We start from the raw sequence: 22352 nt of genomic DNA on the forward strand, positions 1-22352 counted from the left end.
TTCTCCGCCGGTTACACCGACATCATCTTTTTCCACTGCTGGTAGGCCGCGCGCATTCCGGTCTCAGCACTGACATCACTGACCAGGCCATCCTCGGTCGCCCGTTCGCCGGGCAAACCACGGTTGAGCATGATCCAGAGGTTTTCCCCGGCACTGGCGCCCTTCTGCACCCGCTCCCAGGCTTCGGAATCGTCCGGCGTGCCAAAGCCCATGGGGCCCTGGAAGTGTTCGTGCAGCCGCAGGCGGTAGCGGTTGGCCGCAACCGGGCCACCGTCCATGGTGATCACCGAATGATGGATTTCGGTCTCCAGCACCGAGATTGGCTGCAACACACGGAAGAACGCCATGGAGCAGGCGACGTTGGGAAACAGGTTGAGGTTGAAGCCCGAACCACCCACGGCGCGAACAATGCGCCGCACCTGGTTCTCTTCCAGGCCTTCATCGCGCAACTCGGCAGCCAGCCCGGCGAAACGCTCCGGGATCGGCTTGTCGAGATCGGCTTCCAGGTCCACCAGGTCGGGAATCATCACCATCACGCTGTGACCATTGCCCAGGTCTTCGACGTAGCCCGGGCCTTCGACGAAATCGAACAGCGCCAGGGTCTGTTCATCCACGGACGACAGGAACGACTTGTGCACCAAGGGGAAGTGGTAGGCGTCGGTGGTGTTTTCCAGCTGGATCTTCCAGTTGCCAGGGAAGCGGAAACGGTGCTCGCCCGGGACCTTGATCGGATAACCGGCGCCCTGCTTCATGAACAAGTCCATCCACTTTTTCGCCGGGCCGAGAAAGTCCACCAGGGGTTCGATGTCGTCCTTGAAGGTGGCGAACAGCATCCCGGCGTACTCCTCCACCCGCAGGCTCACCAGGGGCAGTTCGCCTTTATCCAGGCAATCCCCGTAGCTCTCCGGATGCGGCACACCGCGCAACGACCCATCGAGGGCGTAGCTCCAGCCGTGGTAGGGGCAGACGAAACTGTTGGTCTTGCCCTTCTTGTGCTCGCAGACGGTTGCCCCGCGATGACGGCAACGATTGAGGTGCACGTGCACCTGCTTCTTGCGGTCACGCACCACAATCACCGGCTGCTTGCCGATGTAGGTGCTTTTGTAACTGCCCGACTCCGGGATCTCGCTGACATGCGCCACCCAGACCCAGGTGCTGTAGAAAATCTTTTCAAGCTCTGCGTCGAACAGCTTGGCGTCGGTATACAGCGAAGTGTGGACACGGTCCGGCTTGACCAGGTCAGCGGGGTTGATGCCCAGGTTCACGGCGTCGATAAGTTGGGTCACGGTCAGGTCCTATACGTTGATGTCGAGCAGCGTTTTTTATGAGTCAGGCGTTCGCGATGGCGCACAACTGCGCATCGCCGCCCTTGCGCCCGATCAGTTGCAGGCTGGTTTTCAAACAGGTTTGTGGACAGGGGATGGGCACACTCAGGGCCGGGTGGCCACTGAGGTTGAACGGGCGTAGAAAACGGGTCAGATCGATTACCGGCGCACCAGCGCGCACATCCGCCAGCAAGGGCGGCAATCGCGGCAGGCTGGGCAGCACCAGGGCGTCGAACTGCGCAAGCAACCCGTCCACCTGTCCACTGAACGCAGCGCGGACAGCCTCGGCGGCGCGCAGCTCGTCGTCATCGGTGGCGGCTGCACGCAGCAGTCGGGCTTCGATGTCTGCACCCAGCAGGCCGCGACCGGTGTATTGGCCAAATGCGGCCCAGGTTTCAGCATTGATCACGCTCAACGCCGCTTCGAACGCCGAGTCCAGCAGCGTCAGGCTGACGACTTCACACTCCCAGCCACGACGGCTGACTTCCTGGTCAATGGCGGCGCGGATGTTGGAGTCACAGGCCACATCCACCAGGCCGATACGGATCCGTTCGGGCTCCCGGGGCATGACAAAAGTGGCGTCCATGGCGAGCATCGCGGCGACCAATGTGTCGAGATCGCGGGCCATGGGGCCGACACAGTCCAGGGAACTGAACTGCGGGTACACACCTTCCCGGCTCAAGCGGCCAAAGGTCGGCTTGAGCCCATACACACCGCAGCAGGCGGCAGGCATGCGAACCGAGCCACCGGTATCAGTCCCCAGCGCTGCATCGACCGCGCCTTGGGCGACAATCACCGCAGAACCGCTGGACGAGCCACCCGCAATGCGCTCGGGAGCCTGAGGATTGATCGGCGTACCCGCCCAATCGTTGATCCCGGTGACGCCAAAGGCCAGCTCGTGCAACACGGTTTTACCGATCACCTGCCAACCCGCGTCCAGCAGCGATCGCACCACGGTAGCGTTGCGCTGGGCCGGCGGCGCCGCTTCAAAGGCACGGCTGCCACAGCGGGTTGGCCAGCCGGCCACATCCAGCGAATCCTTTACGGCCACGGTAGGCCCTGGCCCCCGCTTATGAGTTTCAACAACCAGCGGGCTCATGACTGTCCTTCCTGTGCGTGCGCAAGGGGGCAGACATCGAGTCGCTCAGTGGTGAAAGACTCTATGCGCCAGGCGCCCTCCTCCAGGCGAAAACTCAGGCTCAGCGCAGCGACAATGGCTTCCCCCTGCCCCGAGTCATAACGCGAGAGCTGCTGCAGCAACCAACGGCCAGTCACCTCAAGACCGTCAACGGCGATTTGCTCGCCCGCCAGAAAATGCGCATTGAAGCGAAAGTGCGGGTTAGGCGGCAGATAACCCGCAAGCATCGCCACAATCGCCTCACGCCCCTCAAGCCGACCGAACTTGCGGGCATAACGCGACCCCACACCCTGCCAATACGCATCGCTGCAAAACAACTGGCGCAGCGCCGGCAGACGATCTTCCTCACCGGGAACGTCGCACAAAGCCATGTAGCGATGCAGCACCCGCCGCACCGCCGACTCAGCCTCAAGCACCCTGACGCGCTCGGCCAGGACCGTAATATCTGCAAGGGATGAATTCATAAGAGAGCACCTGCCAGCGTTTACATTGCGATGACAGGAAATTAGCGATGAGCTGAAGGGGCAACAATCACAGGGCGTGAGTAACTTGTTGCGTTTTATGCAACGAGTTGAGGGTTGGGGGGCGGGTGGTGAGGGGGCATGGCGTTGGGTAGGTGGGAGCGGATCAGTCTGCTGGAAGCTGGTGCACGGCTATCCCATGAAAGAGGCAACAACAGAATTTAATTTCATGAGGGATAACCTCCAGACATAAAAAGCCCCGCTAAGGCGAGGCTCTTGAGACGTATTTCTTATCACCACCCTGAAGAATCTGAAGTCTCTTCAATAACATTTGAAGGAGCTTTGACAGGCTGAGCATCAACAGCTTTCGACATCAGTTGGGGCTGTGAACTCTTCCGACCTTCCAACGGCTGAGCTTCCTCACGAAGCTGCTTGGAATCAACCCAGTAGGACGTCAACGCCATAAAAACTTTCATTACCTCCAGCCCCCCGATCCCGCCTGCCAACTCGACGGGGCCCGTATCAACATCTGGCGAGTCCTGTTGTCGCTGTAAACGTTCCTGAACTGCCAACTGCCGAACACTCTCACGGTACTCTTGATAATCGAGCGCATAAGGCAGAGCCACCATACAAGCCTTCATTGCCGCCAAACTCGCAATCACTCCCACCAACGCGTTGGCCCAAAACAAAGGAATACGACCACGCAAACGGATGGTTATATTGGCAACCAAAGTCCAAACTAAATAAAAGAGCTGAAAAGGGAGTGCGAGTATTGCGATAGACTCAAAAGCATCCCAATGGAACAACACCCAAAGCGTCTGTAACACCGATAACTCTCCATAAACCAAATGCCGTAGGGAAGCCGGGCAGCACTTGCTTGCCTTCTAGTCGAACCGCACATATCGATAGACATTCATATCAAATGATACGTACTGCGTTCTGAACTTTTTGAAATTGAATGCGAGTTCAAAAAACTACGGGAGCCCATTGCCAGGCTGAACCTCGTCTTTTCGCTTGCCAGTCCTCCTCGCCCAGGTAACCAACCCCTTTACTCGCAATGAATACTGTCAATAGTTGCGTCGCCAGTAAATTGCATACAACTAAACGACCGATCATTCCGTTTGATCTCCTTCCGAGGACCAAGGATCGTAGCGCATCTGCAGAGCAAGCGTTACCGACATTCAAACTAAGGTGCTAGCAAAGCAGGCACCGAGAAAACTTTTAACACCAGAACTTGAGTTATGCCGCGTGTGGACTATTTGCTTATCAAACGATTTGATTCGCCCACTCCCCTGACTCTCACTCAGCGACGCCGCCAAACGCGCACCAGTGGTTCCGCATCCGGGTGCGAGCGCGGTAAGGTAATTACATTACAAAACCAATGAAGAAGCTTGTGGACAGGAATATCTAGCACACAGACTACCAACCACTCAAAGCAAGCAAACCACAGCCTCTACTGGAGCAGAGGCCGGAGTAGGGATAAGAAATCTAATAAGCCCCCCTGGTAGGACGCTGTGTCCCTGCAATTCGCAAAATTGCCGTGTGGGGGGATGTGAGAGTATTTTCTGGAAATGAAAAAGCCCAACCTGTGAAGATTGGACTAAGTCATTAAAAATATGGTCGGGACGGAGTGATTCGAACACTCGTCCCCGAGCCCCCCATCTTCTTTTTCATACTTCTTGAAAGCTTCCAAAATTTTGTACAGGATTTTTCCAAGCCAGTATTTACGTGAGTTCCAGCGGTGTTCTGCTCTACGTGAGTCCGGTAACGTCCATCAGGAACCGACGTTTTTGTGGGGGTAAAAATAGGGAGCGCCCGTTTCATGGCCAAAATCACCATCAAAGAACTCGAGTCGCTGACCGCCAATGATGCCGGCCGCATCCTCAGGGAGGATGGCAAATCCGCCGGGCGAATCTCAGTGCGTAAGGACGGTGTGTCGGTCAGCTTTTTCAATCGTTATCGCTGGGGCAACCAGAACAAAAAGTACGCCTGCGGAACCTGGCCGCGCAAATCCCTGACGGACATCCGTAAGGCGCGTAACCAGGCCAGGGTGCTCATTGATGAGCAGATCAATCCCAACGAACACAAGAAAACAGCCAAGGCACAGGCATACGCCGCGGCTACCCTAGCGCATTCAACCCATAGCCAATCGGCGAAAGACTATCCCGACGCCGATTTGCCACCCGGTTCCTAGTGTCGACACAGTAAGACTGCAGACGTTCTAAAAGTAGTATTTGGCTACCAGCTCATACTCATCAACCCCGGTACTGTCACCCTGCTTGTTCCGGGCCATATCGAACTTTCTCTCAAGGCCAATCGCAAGGCTGTCATGCAAGGTGATCAGGGCAAAACCGGCCACCGAATACCCGCTGCGACCGTCACTGTTTTTGTCGGAAAACAGATTGATCCCGCCATACGCCTTGAAAAACCCCAATTCGCCCATTTCCGGAAATGAGTAGCTGCTGTAGGACTCCACGGCCTTCGCTTCACGGTAGCCGCTGGACGTTGGCGCTGAAGCGTTGAGGTTGCGGTACTCGCCGTACACCAGCGCGTGGTACCAGGGCGCATTGGTATACGTCACCCCCGACAGCCAGCCTTCGACGTTGGGGTGACGGGTGTTGAGTTGAGCCCTGGTGTCCAGCGAGCGTTCGCTCATTTCGGTGACGCCATAGGCCAGGCGCAACGACCAATTCTGCGCCGGGCGCCAGATGGTACCGACCTGGTACAGCGAGTCCCGCGAGCTGTCGACAAACTTGCCGGGGCCCACACTGCTGGGGTTGACGGAGTTGTGCACCGGACCGGTGCCAAAGCCGTACATCACCCCGAGCTCGAAATCGCCGCTGCGCACCCGGTAGTACAGCGATTTGTTCGGTCGGGAAAAGCCCAGCAACTGGTTGCCGCCATAGCCGTTGAACGTGCCCTGGCCCTTGGTGCCATAACCCAGGTACCAGTCAGTGACGGACCCGACCATGTCGAATGTCAGGGACTTTTGCTGCCCGTAACTCAACTGCCCCCAGCGGGCATTGCGCACAAACACATACTGGAAACGTTTGATCTGGGCGGCCGTGTGATCGTAGTAAAACGGGTCGTAGGCCCATTCCTGGCGCATTCCCACGGCCCACTCAGTACTAAGCTGGTGGGTGTAGATCATGTTGATGCGGTGGCCGATGCTGCCGGTGTGGCGGCCCTGGATGTAGACCTTGTCGTTGGCGGCAAAAATGCCTTGGGCGTGCAGTTCCAAGCGGTCACTGTCGGTTTTGATCAAGTCAATTGCCAGCGCTGACTGGACAACACCCAGCGCCAGGAGCGCCGCCAGGATAAAACGATGGAGCACGCAAAAGCCTTGTCCAACACGACGAACAGAGGAAATCATGGGGGAAGCTCCCGCTGCGCCACCAGGCAATGGCGCAGACGTTCAAGAGGTAGGTAGTGCTAAAGCCTGGATATTTTTATTTTTATGGGGTGTAACGGTCAGAACGAGACGGCTTGGCTCACCCTCACATTGTCCGACGCACTGGCTAGCTTCAAGGTGCGCTCGCCCTTTGGCAGTTCCCAGGTTTGGTTGTTGACCGCCCAATACTGGAGCTTGCGCAGCGGTACCACGATGGACACGGTTTTGGTTTCGCCGGCCTTGAGGCTTACCCGATCAAACCCAACCAAGGTCTGCGGTGCGAACTCGGCACCTTCGACCGGTTGTGAGGGAGCCCCGAGGTACAGTTGCGGCACTTCATCCCCCGCTACGCGACCAATGTTGGTCAATTTGAAATCGACCTTGAGGTCGCCATTCGCCAGGCGATGCGTCTGCAAGGCGCGGTAGTCGAAGCGGCTATACGACAGCCCGTAGCCAAACGCAAACAGCGGCGTTTTGTGCTGCGATTCGAACCAGCGATAGCCAATGTTCACGCCCTCGGTATAAGTGACTACGCCGTCAAGTTGCTGGCCACGCTCGGGGTAGCGCGGGTCAGTGGCCGGGTAATCCTGCAGGCTATGGGCCCAGGTGAACGGCAAGCGACCTGCCGGATTACTGCGCCCTGTGAGGTTATTGGCGGTAGCCGGGCCGCCTTCGTCGCCGGTCCACCACATCTGCACCAGGCCCTTGACCTTGTCCAGCCATGGCATGGCTACCGGCGTGCTGGTGTTGAGCACTACCACGACGTTGGGATTGATCGCGGCGATTTCTGCGATCAACGCGTCCTGGTCACCCGGCAAACCGAACTGCGGGTCGGTGCGTGCCCAGGCGAAAAACACCACTTTCTTCGCGCTGCGCGCCGCAGCCAACGCCTGTGCCCGATTGGCTTCGAGCATGGCCGGCGTGACCCACGCCAGGCGCACTTGAACCGGCTCGCCAGAGGTGTCGCTGTAGGTGCTGACTTCGATCAGGTGCTCGCCACGGCTGAGCTTGACCATGCGTCGCACGTTGTTGAGCCCGTCCGTGGTCGGCATCAAGGCGTCTTGACCGGGATGCACAACATCACCGTGCAAGGCATTTTTCAAAGAGCTGCTTTCACCGATGACTTTGCCGTCGACTTTCAATACCGCGCCGGCGCCGAGCATTTGCAGGTTGAGGTTGTAATCGCCTTCCTGCTCGATGGTCAGGTTCGTCTTCCAGGCCGGCAAGGTGTTGGCCGGCAAGGCATTGGCCTGCGTAAACGCCAGTTGGTTGTCGCGCGGGGCCAGCCCTTCCCTTACCCACCCCGGCTTGCCTTCAAACGACACGAACTGCGCCGGAATCGCGACGCCGGTCATGTCGTTGGCCACGGCCACGCTGACCTTGGCGGTTGGCTCCAGCGCACGCAACACGATGGCAGGGCCTACTTGCAGCGCTGGCACACCGATCGCGTGCTCGGCGGACACGCCCAGCGCCACTGGCTGCAACGCCCCCGGACCGATCATGGCCAGCCCCTTGAGATCCTCCTTGGACAGCGGCAGCACGTTGTCCTGGTTTTTCAGGAGCACCGCCGAATGCTCGCTGGTCCGGCGCACGATCTGCGACAGCCCGGCAACCATGGGCGTCGACTGCGGCTGATAACTGCCCTTGTCCAGCATGCCGAAACGCTCGATCTGGCCAAGCACCCGCCGGGCGGCCTTGTCGATATCCTGCTCTTGCACGGTCTTGTCGCGCAGGGCCTCAAACAAGTTGCTCGGCTTCTCGTCGTTGGGGAACTGCCCCAGCAGCACATTTGGCCGCTGGCCAACCATCCACTCTTCCGGCATGGGGCGGGCAAATACCTTTTTCATGCTGCCCATCGAGGTGTGCAACGCCGGCTGTTGTTGCTCGGTATTGTCGTAGTAGGAACGCATGATGTCCCAGAACGGGTGCTTCTCGTCGATGCGGCCGGGCATTTCCATGTCCATGCCCTTCTTGACGTACTGGGCACTGTGCACGCCACCCCAGTCGGAGGTGATGAAACCCTTGAAGCCCATCTGGCCGCGCAGTACCTGCTCCAGCAACTGTTCGTTGCCACAGGCGAACTCGCCGTTGAGCTTGTTGTAGGAGCACATGATCGAGGCCACACCGGCATCGATCGCGTCCTGGAAGGGTGCCAGGTACACCTCGCGCAAGGCCTGCTCGGGAATGCGCGTGTCATAGCCGGTCATGTCGTAGCCGACCAAGTGTTTGGCCTGGGCCATCACGCCCTGGCCCTGGATCCCCTTGATCACCTCGGCGCCCATGCTGCCGGTCAGCAGCGGATCTTCGCCGTACGTGTTCCAACCACGTCGGAAGCCCGAGTCACGGAACATATTGATGAAGGGCTCCAGCGCGACATCGATGCCCAGGCGCTTGGCCTCCTCGCCGATCACCGCGCCGTTGTCATAGGCATCCTGCTTGCTGAAGGTCGCGGCCAATCCCATGGTCGAGGTCGGGATGATCGAGGCTTTGCGGGTCAAGATACCGGGCGGGCCATCGGCCAGGCGCAACGCAGGCACACCGAGGCGCGCCACCCCAGGCAGGTAGCCGGCCTGGCCCTGGTTGGTGCTATCGTCCTCGGTCACGCCGCGAATCAGGTTGAATTTTTCATCCAGGGTCATCTTTTTCAGCAGTGCATCCACCCGCGCCGTGTCGGCCTCAGGGCGGACTTCAGCTTGGCTGGCCATGGCCGCACCAGCCAAGGATGCGCACACCGCCGCCGCCGTCAGCATCGACAGTCGGAAAAGTCGCGGGCGAACGCGCCCGTACCGCGTAATAACGCTAGTCATGATTAGCTCCGTTACTTCTGGGTTAACGTTGAATGGGTTCTTTGACGAGCAGGAGACCCAGCAGGGAAACCAACCCGCAAACCATCAGGTAGAACGCCGGCGCACTGGGGTTGCCGGTGAGTGATATCAACAGCGTGCAGAAGAACTGCGCAAAGCCACCGAAGATGATGCTGGCCAACGCATAAGTCACTGAAAGCCCCGTGGCCCGGACCTGCGCCGGAAAAATTTCCGCGAGTAACACCAGCGACGGCACGGTATTGCACACCAGCAGGGCTGCCAGGGTGCTCGCCACGATCACCAGCACCGGCAAGGTCGGCGACGCTTGTAACAGCACGAACGCCGGGTAGATCAAGACCAGCAAGGCGATCCTCGACCACAGGATCATGCGTTTGCGTCCCCAACGGTCGCAGGCGCGCCCGGAGGCCACTGCCAGCGCCACTTGCACGGCGCCCGCTGCGCAACCGGTCCAGATCCCTGCGGACAGCGGCAAGTGCAACTGCGCCACGGCAAAGTTGGAGAGGTAATGCAGGATCACGTAGGAGCCCGAGGTGCCACCGATTGCGATCAAGATGCCGGCGACCAGCGCACGCTTGTGTTCACGCCAGCTCAAGCGATGGCTGACGCCGTGCTTCACCTGTTCGCTTTCTTGCAGGTGGCGGCGCATATAGGAACCCACTGGAATCACCAGCAGCCCGATCACGAAAGGCAGTCGCCAACCCCAGGTCATGACCTGCTCTTCACTCAGCGCGTAGTTCACGCTCAAACCGACCAGCGCCCCGAGCAAGACGCTCAAGCCTTGGCTAAAAAACTGCCAACTGGTGAAGTAACCGCGCTCGTGACTGTCGGCTTTTTCCATCAGGTAGGTGGTGGATGCGCCCACTTCGCCGCCAATCGCAAAGCCTTGCAGCAACCGGGCAAACACGATGAGTAACGGCGCTGCGATACCAATTTGCGCGTAGGTGGGCGTCAGCACAAATATCAGCGAACCAATGGCCATCAACCACAGGGTCAGCACCATCGCGGCCTTACGCCCTACGCGGTCGGCGTATTGGCCGAGCAAAATGCTGCCCAGCGGCCGCATGAAAAAACCAATACCGTAAGTGGCGAACGCCAACAGCAACTGGTTCGTACCTTCCATGGGGAAAAACTGTTTGCCGATCACCGTGGCAAAAAAGCTGTAGACCGTGAAGTCGTAGAACTCCAGGCCATTGCCGATGGTCACCGCGGCGATGTTCTTTTTCCGGCTGGGCCGGACCGGCACCGATGAGTCAACGGGCACGGCAGACGCTTCAGATGAAGGAGTGTGCATGATTGAATCCGGGCCTCATTGAGCAGACGGAGCAGGCTTCAGCATTTTTTCCACCAGCTTGACCCAATACGAGGCACCGACCAACAAACACAGGTCGTTGAAGTCGTATTTGGGATGGTGACACATGACGTTCTCGGCACTGTCACCATTGCCAATGATCAAGTAGGAACCGGGGCATTTGGCCAACATGAAGGCGAAGTCTTCACTGCCGGTCAGCGGGCGCATGTCCTGGATCAAACCCTCTTCGCCGACCCATTCCAGCGCGGCACTGCGGGCCAGTTCGGTTTGCGGCTCATCATTGACGAGTACGGGATAACGCCGGTTGTAATGCACCTCGGCGTCGCCGCCATAACTCTGTGCAATGTGCTGCGCCAGCGTGGTAATGCGCGTTTGCAGGGTGTCACGGGTTTCTGCGCGCAACGAGCGCACGCTCACTTGCAGCGTGGCCGAGGCCGGAATCACATTGGCAGCAGCGCCCGCATGAATCGAGCCAACACTGACGATGGCGGTGTCCAGCGGGTCAATGTTACGCGACACGATGCTTTGCAGGCACAGGGTCAAGGTGGCCGCGATCACCACTGGGTCCACTGTCTTGTGGGGTACTGCGCCGTGGCCGCCGACGCCGTTCAAGGTAATCGTCGCGGTGTCGGATGAGGCCATGAACGGCCCCGCCAGAAAGCCCAGCTTGCCCTGAGGAAAACCCGGCATGTTGTGCATGGCGAAGATCGCATCGCACGGAAATAGCTCAAACAAGCCTTGTTCGACCATTTCGCGAGCGCCACCCAGGCCCTCTTCCGCCGGCTGGAAGATCACATTCAAGGTGCCGTTGAAACGTCGGGTATCAGCCAGCACTTTGGCTGCCGCCAGCAGTGTAGCCGTGTGGCCATCGTGGCCGCAGGCGTGCATTTTGCCGGCCTGGGTGCTGGCGTATTGCAGGGCGGTCTCCTCGTTGATCGGCAGCGCATCCATGTCGGCACGCAAGCCGATGCGCGGGCCGCTGCCGTTACACAGCTGGCCAACCACGCCAGTGCCCGCCAAGCCGCGATGCACCTGATAGCCCCACTCTTCAAGTTTTTGCGCCACCAAGTCACTGGTGGCGAACTCTTCGAAGCCCAATTCTGGATGCGCGTGGATAGCGTGTCTGATCGCTATCATCTCCTCCTGAATCTGCTCGATTTCTGCCAGTATTGTCATTTTTATTGTCTCCTCAGACTGAACATGGCCCTGATTCTGACCCGTATTGACAGGATGAAAAGACAAGGTTTAGGCTCGATGACAACTTTTAGTTGTCATCGTGGAGCGGCATGAAAACCAATCAGTTCGTAGCATTGGTGGCGGTTGCCGAGACCGGCAGCATCCGCAGCGCAGCCAAATCGATAGGGCTGACGCAAGCAGCAATTACCCGCACATTGCGTGACCTAGAGCAGCAGCAGGGAATGGCGCTACTGGAGCGAACGCACACGGGTGTGCGATTTACCGAAGCGGGCAAAAGCCTGCTGCACCATGCACGGTTGATTCTCAGCGAGATAGACAAAGCCAAGGCCGACTTGAATTTGATTCGCAGCGGTCAAACGGAGCGTTTGCGCATCGCCATCTCGCCGATGGTCAACTTCACTTTTTTGCCGGAATGCCTGAGCCTTTATCAGCAACAACACCCGCACGTGTTCCTGGAAGTGTATGAGGGACTGCACGGTATTTCCGTGCCACAACTGCGAGACGGCTATCTCGATTTTGCGATCATCCAGGCCAGTAATTTTGCCGCCGAAAATGAGTTTTCCATCGAGCCGCTATTTTCCTACCAGGCTCATGTGGTCGCGCGCAAAAACCACCCGCTGCAACACTCCAGCTCCATCGACGAACTCAACTCGATGAAATGGCTGGCCAACTACCCACCCTCGCTGCACAACAACTTCATCAACGACCTGAACCGAGAATTCCGCCTGTCTCCACCGCCTAGTCACGTCGTCAGCGTACATTCGGCCGGAATCCTGCTGCCGATACTGCTGCAGACTGACTCGCTGACGGTACTTCCCGATGTACTGCTCAAGTCGCCGTTCTTTTCCACCACCGTAGAACCCATGAGTGCGTTCAAAGCGTCGAAGTCCAGAATCCTCGGCGCCGTCAGCCGGCGCGGTACCGTGCGCAGCAAAGCCGCTAACGGCTTCATCTCGCTCTTGAAACAGGTGATCAAGCAGCACACCCGAAACTCAAACTCGCCCTACGGTGAGATGCTGTCACCCAAGGATCTGTTTTTTTGAGCGTCGATCTAAGCTCGACCCGGCAAACCCTTTGCCGGCGGTTATGCACTGCAAACGCCGTTCGGCACGATGCCGGCGAGCAACATCACCTCCGACAAGAACGCCGGTATCGGCGCCTGGTCCGAGCAGGAGTTCAACCGCGCGGTGCGCGAAGGCAAAGGCCGGCATGGCGAAAGCCTGTACCCGGCGATGCCCTACAACGTCTTCGTGAAAGTCAGCGACCAGGACATGCACGACCTCTGGGCGTATATGCAAACGGTGCTGGCGGCGGACAACGAAGTCGGCTCCAACCAGTTGCCTTTCCCGTTCAACATCCGCCTGATGATGGGCTGGAACCTGCGGTACTTCGATAACACGCCGTTCAAACCGGTGGCTGGCGCGTCTGAGCAGATCAACCGGGGCGACTACCTAGTGCAGGGCCTCGGCCACTGTGCAGCGTGTCACACATCGAAGAATTTTCTCGGCGGCGACAAGGGCGACGCGTTCCTGCAAGGCGGCGAACTGGCGGGCTGGCATGTACCGGAAATCACCGGCAACCCGTATGTCGGCGTCGGCGGCTGGAGCGACGCGCTGCTCGTGCAGTACTTGAAAACGGGCAGCAACTACGTCGCAGTAGCCTCATGCCCCATGGCAGAAGCGGTCACCAACTCGACCCAGCACATGCGTGACGAGGACCTGTACGCCATCGCCGCCTACCTCAAAGAGCTGCCCGGCTCGGCTACCCGCAGCCCCGCAATGCCCAAAGCCAACACCTCGCTGATGCAGCAAGGCGCCAATGTCTATTCGACCAGCTGCTCGGCGTGCCACAACAGTGACGGCAAGGGCATCAACCAACTGGCCTCGAGCCTGGCCGGCACGCAAAACCTCAGGATGGGAAGAGAAAGGAGCGACAGCATTGGTACAGAGACCATGCGCGAGTGCTAAAGCCTGCGTCCGTCCGCGCGAAAGTCGTAAGGATTCCACCCAGAGCCAGAAGTTTTGCGGGGGGGAGTAAAAAGCCTTAAAAGTAAAAAGGGGTCGCGAGATAAAATCTCGCAACCCCTTGAAATATATGGTCGGGACGGAGTGATTCGAACACTCGACCCCTAGCACCCCATGCACGCAGTACCCACGCAAGACCTTTTGTTTTGGCTGTAATCATTGGCGCTCGCTGCAATCGACTGCCCATAAGAGCCTGCAAGTGCGTGAAAGAGTCACGCAAAAGTCACGCACCCTCCCCTGGCGTCCTGCCGACCGAACATACCCCCCTTCAACTGCACGACACCTTCCACAGCTGATCAAGCTTGGTGGTGTAGCTCTGACTCATCATCTCCCGTCGCATTCCCCAGTCCGGATTGGTCGGTACGCTGGCTGATCGAAGCGTCCCCCGGCCCCAGCGGCTATTGATCTGATCAAGGACGGCCATCACCTTCGTGGCCTCGGCTGGCTGAGATATGGCGAAGAGATCGTCGGTGTACTCGCCAGGCTGGCACAGGTTCAGCAGCATCACCTCCGCCTTGCTGTAGTTGAAGCCGGGCCTGAACACCCGATCGAGGGCGTCAACCGCGGCCTTGGTCAGCAGCCGAACATCGTCGGTCGGGTATGGCAGATCCACTATCACGCCATTGGCGTACTTCGCCTCCTCCGGATTGAACATGCCGGTACGGATGCTGACGCGGATCTTTTTGCACAGGGAATTCTGGGCGCGGAGCTTTTCCGAGGCGCGCATCATGTAGGTGGCCACGGCCTCTTTAATCGGTGCCAGGTCCTTGAGGCGCTTGCCAAACATCCGGCTGCAGCAGATCTCCTGTTTCGGCGGGTCAGGCTCGTCCAGCTCCAGGCACGGCGTGCCGGCCAGCTCCCGGGCCGTCTTCTCAATCACCACACTGAAGTTCTTGCGCAGCGTCCAGGGGTCGGCCTTGGCCAGGTCCATCGCGGTCTTGATGCCCATGGCGTCCAGGTGCGCTTTCATCCGCCGACCAACGCCCCAGACCTCGGACACGTCGGTGTTGCGCAATACCCAGTCCCGCTTGACCTGGTCACAGATGTTCACGACGCCACCGGTTTGAGCCTGCAAGCGCTTCGCTGTGTGGTTGGCCAGCTTGGCCAGGGTCTTGGTGTGAGCAATACCGACGCCGACCGGGATTCCGGTGCAGCGCAGCACCTGGGCCCGGATCTGCCGGCCGAGCCCGTCCAGGCCGTTGATCCCCGTTAAGTCGGCGAAGGCCTCATCGATGCTGTAGACCTCGACCGCCGGCACCATCGACTCAATCAGCGTCATCACCCGCTCGCTCATGTCGCCATAAAGCGCGTAGTTCGATGAGAACGGGATGATGCCGTGCTGGCGAAGTTTCTGTTTGATCTGGAAATACGGCTCGCCCATCTTGATAAAGGGCTTGGCGTCGTAGCTGCGGGCGATGACACAGCCGTCATTGTTCGAAAGCACCACAATCGGGACCTTGGCCAGGTCCGGCCGGAATACCCGCTCGCAACTGGCATAGAAGCTGTTGCAGTCAATCAGGGCAAAAACAGGCGGGGCTTTAGACATGACTGCGCACTGTGCTGGTAATCACACCCCATATAGAGAGCTCGTCGCCTTCCAGGACATACCGGGCCGGGTATTTAGGGTTCTCGGACAGGAGAATGACTTCCTTGCCGCGCTTGCACAGGCGCTTGCAGACGGGATCATTGTTCAGCAATGCGACGACAACATGGCCATGGGCTGGCTCAATCGAGCGGTCTACCACGGCCAGATCCCCTTCATAGATTCCGGCACCTTGCATGCTGTCACCGGTGATCGACACCAGGTACACATGGGGAGCACGGATATTTAGAACCTCATCCAATGAGATGTGTGCCTCGATGTGGTCAGCCGCTGGAGATGGAAACCCGGCAGGGACCTGGAAGAGACACAGCGGCAGCTTCCGGCCGCCCTCGGCGATAGGGCCTAAAATTGAAAAGCTCATGACGCAGACGCTCAATACTGTACGAATGTACAGTTAACTGTGAGAACGGCTTGCGGTCAATTTCCACGTAGGATTTATCTGACAGGCGGATTGATATCAGCCGAGCTCGTCAGCGTATCCAGCGTCAGCCTCTTCCATCAGCTCTTTCCACTCCCACTTGTCGATAACGCCCCGCGCCACCAGGTCATCAGCAAGGGCCAACCTGGCGTCGTAGCGATCTTCAGGGGTCCCGGCTAAAAACTCGGGATCGTTAAACAGCGCGTACCACGCTTCAAGCTCGTTGATTTTTTGGATGTCGATTTTCATGACGATGCGCACCGGTCGGGGTCTACAGTATTGAAAACGGCCACGCCGGGCCGTTCAGTACTTCCGACATGTGGAGGCAGCGATGTGCGGACGCTTCGTGCAATACGAGGGGATGGCGGTCTACATGGAAGAGCTGAGCCCGCAGCTCAAGCTGTTCAGCGGCTACGACGCTCAACCGATAAACCGGTTCAACGTCGCACCTTCGACGCGCGTGCAGGTGCTGCACGGCCAAGAGGACGGACTGCACATAGATGCGGTCCACTGGGGATGGGCGCCATTTTGGGCGAAGGGAAAGCGGCCCGACCCGATCAATGCCCGGGTTGAGACCGTTACCACCGGCAAGTTCTTCAAACAGCTCTGGCCAAAAGGCCGTGCCATCGTGCCCAGCGAAGGCTGGTATGAGTGGGTAAAAGATCCCGATGATCCCAAGAAGAAGCAGCCTTACTTCATCCGCTTGAAGAGCGGGCGGCCCATGTTCTTCGGCGCCCTGGCCCAAGTTCACCCCGGGCTGGAGCCGCACGAAGGGGATGGCTTTGTGATTATCACCGCGGCGAGCGACTCAGGGATGGTCGACATCCATGACCGCCGGCCGCTTGTGCTGACACCTGAGCAAGCGAACGAGTGGCTCGACCCAGAGCTATCGCCCGAGCGTGCCGAGGAAATAGCCAAAAACCTATGCCAGGCCACTGAAGAGTTTGAGTGGTACCCAGTCGGAAAGGCTGTAGGCAACGTGAAGAATCAAGGCCCGGAGTTGATAGAGCCTGATCAATCCAATGAGTAAATCCAAAACACAAGCGCGACCGCGCAGACCCACGCCAAAGTCAGTAGAAACGACAGGCCAGCAAGCCGCTTATCCATCAATGCACCAGCATCATCTCAAAAAGTTGATAGTTAGAGCATAGGCGGCGTGCAAGTTCCCATCATCGTTTCAGCGTGCTTATTTCCCGAGCGTATGCCTGGCATGCCCGTAAGGCGATCAGTCCTTGATCGCCGTCTCCGGCGATGGCGATAATTCGTTGAGCAGCCGCTGGGTCAAGTCGGGCGCGTGTTCTTCCATGAACCACGCCGCCGGCGCCGGAACCGGTTGGCACTGGACAACCACAGGCCGACTCGTCGGCGTCGACCAGGACTGACAGCCGCAGGTCAGCAGTAGCAAGCCGGTCACGCAGGCGAGCCTGATTGGTTTGAGCATCACGCAGCTCCTTGTAATGGGTTTCGTCATTCACCTGCAGGCGGGTTTCCAGCGCTCGGCGCTCAACCTGCTGGCGTTCTTGCCACTCAATCACCGCCACCGCCGCCTGCTCACGCTCACGCTGATGCACCTCGGCCTGGGTGGCCAACTGGCGCTCGTAGCTGTTGGCCTGCCACTTCCAGGCAGCCACCCCGCTCCCGGCCATCAGTAACAGGACGACAAGAACCACGCCACACAGGCGCCAGATTGCGCCACTCACGACAGCACCTTCGCGGCCAGGTCACGCAGTGCCACGCGATCTGCTTGGCCAGTCAGCCCGCCGTTGATCGTTCGTGTGATCTTGGCGAACTGCCCAGAGTCGGCCAGCTCATTGAGGCCGTTCGACTGCCAGAACCACCCAGCGACCAGGGCGGCAGTCTCGGGCTGCTCCACCAGTTCAGGGTGATTCACTAGGTCCAGGCCCAGGGCGGCGCCGGCGGCGCGGTAGTTGTTCGCACCGGTCAGCTGGATCAGGCCCCGGCCTCGGTACTTCCAGCCGTCGCCCGGAAGCGCATTACCCATCCGGCCTCCATACGCGATGTTCGCGATCTGCTCCGGCTTGCGTGCCACCTGCGCGGCCAGGGCGGCGTCGAAGCGATTCGGCCAAATGACCTGGAGCCGATCCGCGCTGTAGTTGAGGTTCTCGACCATCCGGGTCAACTGGCCAGACTCATGCCCGACCTGGGCGATGAAGGCCGCCATGCGCACCGGTGAGTTGATCTTGAAGCGCGCCATCGCTGCATTCAGCGCGGGCACAAAAAAGCCCGCGACTTGGCGGGCTTGGGGAAGGATCTGCAGCAACTGCTGCTGGGTAATGGGCATGGTGTTTCCTCAGGCAAAAATAAACCCGCTCGATGGCGGGTGCGGTGTATCAGGTTGGCTCGACTGGCCGGTGGGTTGAATCAGGGTAGCCCTGGCGCCTGCGGTCCACGCTCGCAGAGCGTCGGCCGAGTCTTTGACACAGCTCTGCATCAGTGTGAGCGAGAAGATCCCGCCTGAAACCGATGCCCCCCCTGGTAAATTAGTGCAAAAGATAGTGCGCCCGTTTTATACCATGTTATTTATTTCCACTAAGAGATAGGCTTAGCGAATACTATCGGGACATAGAAAGATACAGAGTTACTAACCCCAACAATGAAAGGCACAACCCTGTTATTTTCGTACTCCCAGGTGCAGTATAGTTTTGCGTATGTTGTACTAGAACTTCCAACGTCCATGCCAATCGTATTTATCAACATGTAGTCTCCGGTATCAAGGGGCGAGTAAGCCGTCCAGTTACTCCTTCTTTGACCCTGACCAACAGTAGATGAACCTATGTAAGTCCAGTTCGTTATGGTTCGCGTAAACTGTGCACAAGGCGTTCCACTGTCGAATAGAAGTTTGGAGTTACCATCCCAAATGCGAAAACCATAGGTTGCAACCTCTCTTGATTGGAACGCGGCGCAGAAGAATTTTCCTCCACCGCCCCCAATAAAAGAAAACCCCGTCCAGTTGCCAGGACCACCACTAATGGTTGCGTATTGAAACGTGGTACTTGCATCAGGCCTGACAAATACCAGGGGCGGCTCCTGCGTGGTAACTGCGGGGGAGAAACCGGCGCCCCCTGCATACCTACCGGACTGCAAAACGACTAACCTTGAAAACTCCGAATCTAAAGTGACCACGTTATTGTTGTTGGTAAATTCAACACCATAAGACATCTATCTATCCTTCATAACCAAGAGCCGTTGTGTTCCCAGGCCAATCACCGCAGTAGAGTGGGATCTATTTCCAAACCAAACATAAACCCCGCCCTCGACAACCTGCGGCTCAAACTGAACCGCATAGGCATTTTGCGCATTTGGGTCTTGGGGGTATGCGCCGATTGGAAGGCATACAGCAGAGTGTGTTGAGGGGCTGACTCCGGGAATACTTATGTAGGTATTCCTAGGCCCTGAGTTATTAGGTACGCCTCTGCTGACAAGCCCTGAATACACAACTCTTACCGTGAACGAATTCTCATCCAACTCAAGATTGCCGGTTGGCCCCCATACTCTTATCCCATAGCTCATGCGGAAAGATCTCCCCACTGGAAGCGCCTGGCATCGTTCTCGTCGAAGATTTTGCCGCCGCGGTTATTGATGTTTTGGCGCCCACCAACACCGACGGTGCTGTTCAACTCGAACTCACCAGTGACAAAATTGATCATCAGCCCTGTTTTCCCCGGGACGTAGTTTGCCGACTGGATACTCTGGGTCAGCTTTGCCACGCCAATCGAAGCGTCCTGGATGAACGCCGACTTGATGTACGCGGCGTTGTTCTGCACCACAAATGGGTAGAACACATCGGTGGTGTTGGGGTCGATGATGGCGAAGCGGCTCGCAGCGATCAGCACCTGGCTGGTGATGACCCCCTCGTCGTTCTCCACCCCGACCCCGATGCCGGCCAGGTACGGCTTGCCGTCGACGGTGAGCTGGGTCTTGATCGAGTACATCGCTGCCAGTTCGGTCTTCAGCGCTTCCACCTCCACCGACGCACCACCGCCCGAGTCGATCTTCTCCAGCAGGTGCTGGCTTAACTGAGTCTCGGTGATCTGGTCGTTGAGGTAATCCAGGATCGGACCAGCGTCCGACGATGACTGCCCGGTGACCGGCCCGAAGAACGCCCCCTCGTTGCCAATGCGGTCGACCAGGCGGGCCCAGAAGAAGAACTGCACGCCGGCCGCCAGCCCCATGATCGTCAGATCTGTCTGCGGATAGGCGTAATCGCCGAACTTTGTCGCCGTGCCGACCTGATTGGTCTGGCTGTACCAGATCTCAGTCCGTTGAAGGTCGGCCGTGCTGAGCCCTGCCGGAATGCCCCACTTCAGCTTGATGCCGAACACAATGGACTCGGCGGTGAACGAGGACGGCACCGGCGGCGGCGTGGTCTTGCCGTTCAGCACGGTCTCAACCGAAGTGGCGAACACCGAGCCGATATCGAGCGAGTTGATGGCCCGCACCTTCGCCACGTAGCGCCCGGCGTAGATACCGCTGACATCAATGGACGTGGTGCCGGTGCGGCCGGCGAAGATCCAGTCGCCATCGTTCTTGCGCCAGTAGACTTCGTAGGCGATCGCAGCCTCTGGCTTCTCCCATGCGATGGTCATCACGCTGATTGCGCTGCCCTGATCCACAAAGTGCTCATTGCTGACGGTGACGTTCGTCGGCGGGCGCTGGACGCTCGGAGGGATCACCGTCACCGGCGGCCGCTCGATGCGTGTGCCATTGTCGATCGCATCGAACTTGCTTGAGTTGTGGCGCACCGCACTGATCGTGAACTTGATCTCAGAGTCGGAGAAGTCCTCAGCAACGGACATCACGCGGAACTGCTGGGTGGCCAGGGTTGGCGAGTCAATCGCCCACATCGAGTGCTGTGGTGGCAGTTCATCCAACCTCTTCTCCAGCACCACTTGCTGGACTTCAGCAGGAAACCCAGTGGTATCCATAGTTATCCGGCCGCTTGACCACTTGATCCCATTATGGTCCCAGGTCAACGGATACCCGACCGACTTGATCTTGCTGGAGACAGCCGTACCCGTGGGCATGATCACGGTGACGGTGTCGCCGGGGTACGCCTTCACGTCGGCATCCAGTATCAGGGTATCGAGCGTGGACGAGCGCAGGCGCCCGCCAATTCGGCGCCCTGCCCGATCATTGTCTGCGATGCGGATGATCTGCCCGGGGCGTGCCAGGGTGCCGTCCAGGCCCACGGAGAACCCCACGCTTTCGGTTTCCAGGCGGTTTGTCAGCAATGACCACTTACCAATGCGCTGGGCCTGAGCCTGGGAAGTGCAGCCGGTGGCGGAGATCTCAGTCTGCTGGATACCGTAGCGAGTGATCCCGGCTTGATCGTCGACGTACTCGACTTTCTGCCGGTAGAAGTCGGCCGGGTCGTTCCAGCTCACCAGGGCCACGGTGTAGCGAGTCTTCTTGGCTGAGCCGAAGTAACCGAATTTTCCGTCGATCACGTTGGCGTTCGAGTAGGTGTACACCGGGTCTTCCGGGATATCGGCAATGGCCATGACCGAGCCGGCGGCCCAGTAGGACATGCCCCTGAATGTGGTGGCCAGATCCTGCAGCACGTCCAGCGCGTTCGACCGGGTCTGCAAAAACAGATTGCAGGTAAACCGCGGCTCCATGCCGCCCTTCCCGTCCGGGACCGGCTGGTCGCAGTACTGGCCTATGCGGTACAGCTCCCACCGGTCGACCTGGCCCTCATTCAACAGGTGGCCCAGGCCATAGCGGAAGTGCAACAACAGGTCGTAGAAGATCCAGGCCGGGTTATCGGTCCAGGCGGACTTGAACGAGCCATCCCAGACGCCGGAGTAAAGCCGGCTTTCCGGGTCGTAGTTGCTCGGCACGCGAATGATGCGACCACGCAGGTCGAAGGACCTGGTCGGAATCGCCTGGAATTGGGAGGCGTCGAACTGCAGTCCGACGACAGCGGAACCCGGATAGCGCAGCTTGGCGTCGATGATCTCGGTGATGGCGTCGATGTTGGTGGTGTCGGCGATCACGCTGCTGGTGCTGTTCGGCGTCAGGCGCGACACACGCACCTGCCAGCTACTGCTCGCCGGCGGCAGGTTCACACGGTGCGATCGCTCGTACTTCGTCGAGGTCTTGCCGCTGAACGCCGAAACCAGCACCTGGACATAGGGCCCGCCGTCGGTTGAAACCTCGATTTTGTACTGCACGGTGTAGCCGTTGGTGTCGCCGTTGCTGGTGTTGGTCTGAGCCAGACGCGGGGTGGACAAGCGCACGCGTACGGCCGACAGCTGCAGGTTCTGCACAGCGCGAACCCAGGGCTGCCCGAACTTCAGCTCTACTCCCACGGCGATCTCACTTTCAACGGCAGGAAAGCCCGGGATATGCAGCTGATCCTGGCTGCCTGTGCGGGCATCCAGGGTGACGCCGCTGAAGTTCCGGGTGCCATCGGCATTGGCCAGCGGAGTCTCGTCGAGATAGACCGAGCGCTCACCTGCGACCAGGCCCTGGATCTCGCCCTCGCTCACAAGATCGAGAATCCGTGCATAAGCGGTGCTCTGCAGGCTGTCGGGGGCCTCAACTGACGGCCGCGGCTTCGACTCGCCGCCCTTGCGGCCGGTGATTTTATTGGTGGTCATGGCGTTCCTTCAGGCGAAAAAAACCCGCTCATGGCGGG

At 58.8% G+C, this 22352-nt stretch carries 18 protein-coding genes and 1 pseudogene; 4 read left to right on the forward strand and 15 right to left on the reverse strand.

All coding sequences use genetic code 11. From position 1 onward, the window contains the following. Positions 1–11 precede the first annotated feature (11 nt). From ACOZJV_RS08550 to ACOZJV_RS08565, 4 genes are all read right to left on the reverse strand, one after another. A complete protein-coding gene (locus ACOZJV_RS08550) occupies positions 12–1286 on the reverse strand; it encodes an aromatic ring-hydroxylating oxygenase subunit alpha (protein WP_078473832.1) in 1275 nt (424 codons plus the stop codon). A gap of 43 nt (positions 1287–1329) precedes the next feature. Beyond that, complete coding sequence (locus ACOZJV_RS08555) at positions 1330–2424, reverse strand: amidase (protein ID WP_421547340.1); 1095 nt, start codon at positions 2422–2424, stop codon at positions 1330–1332. Beyond that, a complete protein-coding gene (locus tag ACOZJV_RS08560) occupies positions 2421–2927 on the reverse strand; it encodes a nuclear transport factor 2 family protein (RefSeq protein ID WP_421547341.1) in 507 nt (168 codons plus the stop codon). The genes ACOZJV_RS08555 and ACOZJV_RS08560 overlap by 4 nt, the downstream gene beginning before the upstream one ends. Before the next feature lie 290 nt (positions 2928–3217). After that, positions 3218–3751 carry a hypothetical protein gene (locus ACOZJV_RS08565; RefSeq protein WP_078474045.1) on the reverse strand — a complete coding sequence of 178 codons (534 nt, stop codon included), beginning with the start codon at positions 3749–3751 and terminating at the stop codon, positions 3218–3220. Positions 3752–4746: 995 nt separating this feature from the next. Between ACOZJV_RS08565 and ACOZJV_RS08570 the strand changes: the two are divergent. Beyond that, a pseudogene (locus tag ACOZJV_RS08570) lies at positions 4747–5052 on the forward strand (integrase arm-type DNA-binding domain-containing protein); the annotation flags it as partial. Between the two features lie 93 nt (positions 5053–5145). Here ACOZJV_RS08570 and ACOZJV_RS08575 read toward each other — a convergent pair. The 4 genes from ACOZJV_RS08575 to ACOZJV_RS08590 all read right to left on the reverse strand — a co-directional run bounded on the left by ACOZJV_RS08575 (position 5146) and on the right by ACOZJV_RS08590 (position 11625). After that, entirely contained in the window at positions 5146–6297 is a 1152-nt protein-coding gene (locus tag ACOZJV_RS08575; RefSeq protein ID WP_421547342.1) for a porin, read from the reverse strand. A gap of 98 nt (positions 6298–6395) precedes the next feature. Then, on the reverse strand, positions 6396–9020 hold the full coding sequence (locus ACOZJV_RS08580) for a beta-glucosidase family protein (RefSeq protein ID WP_421547343.1): 2625 nt from the start codon (positions 9018–9020) through the stop codon (positions 6396–6398). 124 nt (positions 9021–9144) lie between these two features. Continuing rightward, positions 9145–10431 carry an MFS transporter gene (locus ACOZJV_RS08585; protein WP_421547344.1) on the reverse strand — a complete coding sequence of 429 codons (1287 nt, stop codon included), beginning with the start codon at positions 10429–10431 and terminating at the stop codon, positions 9145–9147. Between the two features lie 15 nt (positions 10432–10446). Continuing rightward, positions 10447–11625 carry a M20 aminoacylase family protein gene (locus ACOZJV_RS08590; protein WP_421547345.1) on the reverse strand — a complete coding sequence of 393 codons (1179 nt, stop codon included), beginning with the start codon at positions 11623–11625 and terminating at the stop codon, positions 10447–10449. Between the two features lie 110 nt (positions 11626–11735). On the opposite strand from ACOZJV_RS08590, the gene ACOZJV_RS08595 reads away from it, so the two are divergent. After that, complete coding sequence (locus ACOZJV_RS08595; protein ID WP_084471763.1) at positions 11736–12689, forward strand: LysR family transcriptional regulator; 954 nt, start codon at positions 11736–11738, stop codon at positions 12687–12689. A gap of 69 nt (positions 12690–12758) precedes the next feature. Further along, complete coding sequence (locus ACOZJV_RS08600; protein ID WP_421547346.1) at positions 12759–13613, forward strand: c-type cytochrome; 855 nt, start codon at positions 12759–12761, stop codon at positions 13611–13613. A 325-nt stretch (positions 13614–13938) separates the two neighbouring features. Here the strand turns inward: ACOZJV_RS08600 and umuC are convergent, their stop codons facing one another. The 3 genes from umuC to ACOZJV_RS08615 form a co-directional block, all read right to left on the reverse strand. After that, entirely contained in the window at positions 13939–15216 is a 1278-nt protein-coding gene (gene umuC / locus ACOZJV_RS08605) for a translesion error-prone DNA polymerase V subunit UmuC (protein WP_421547347.1), read from the reverse strand. After that, the gene (locus tag ACOZJV_RS08610) at positions 15209–15634 is read right to left on the reverse strand and encodes a LexA family protein (RefSeq protein WP_421547348.1); all 426 of its coding nucleotides are present in this window, start codon (positions 15632–15634) and stop codon (positions 15209–15211) included. The genes umuC and ACOZJV_RS08610 overlap by 8 nt, the downstream gene beginning before the upstream one ends. Positions 15635–15730: 96 nt before the next feature. Then, positions 15731–15940 (reverse strand): hypothetical protein, encoded by a 210-nt coding sequence (locus ACOZJV_RS08615; RefSeq protein WP_421547349.1) that lies wholly within the window; start codon positions 15938–15940, stop codon positions 15731–15733. 82 nt (positions 15941–16022) lie between these two features. Here ACOZJV_RS08615 and ACOZJV_RS08620 point away from each other — a divergent pair, with 82 nt between their 5' ends. Further along, entirely contained in the window at positions 16023–16721 is a 699-nt protein-coding gene (locus ACOZJV_RS08620) for an SOS response-associated peptidase family protein (RefSeq protein ID WP_421547350.1), read from the forward strand. A gap of 139 nt (positions 16722–16860) precedes the next feature. Here ACOZJV_RS08620 and ACOZJV_RS08625 read toward each other — a convergent pair whose 3' ends face one another. The 4 genes from ACOZJV_RS08625 to ACOZJV_RS08640 form a co-directional block, all read right to left on the reverse strand. Continuing rightward, complete coding sequence (locus ACOZJV_RS08625; protein WP_421547592.1) at positions 16861–17337, reverse strand: lysis system i-spanin subunit Rz; 477 nt, start codon at positions 17335–17337, stop codon at positions 16861–16863. Positions 17338–17387: 50 nt separating this feature from the next. Further along, positions 17388–17993: a glycoside hydrolase family 19 protein gene (locus tag ACOZJV_RS08630; protein WP_421547351.1), complete on the reverse strand. Its 606-nt coding sequence runs from the start codon at positions 17991–17993 to the stop codon at positions 17388–17390. 248 nt (positions 17994–18241) lie between these two features. Then, a complete protein-coding gene (locus tag ACOZJV_RS08635) occupies positions 18242–18871 on the reverse strand; it encodes a hypothetical protein (RefSeq protein WP_421547352.1) in 630 nt (209 codons plus the stop codon). Between the two features lie 347 nt (positions 18872–19218). Continuing rightward, positions 19219–22314 carry a host specificity protein J gene (locus ACOZJV_RS08640; RefSeq protein WP_421547353.1) on the reverse strand — a complete coding sequence of 1032 codons (3096 nt, stop codon included), beginning with the start codon at positions 22312–22314 and terminating at the stop codon, positions 19219–19221. Positions 22315–22352: the final 38 nt, after the last annotated feature.

This window comes from Pseudomonas sp. QD4 (genome assembly GCF_049199125.1).
In the GTDB taxonomy this organism is placed as follows: domain Bacteria; phylum Pseudomonadota; class Gammaproteobacteria; order Pseudomonadales; family Pseudomonadaceae; genus Aquipseudomonas.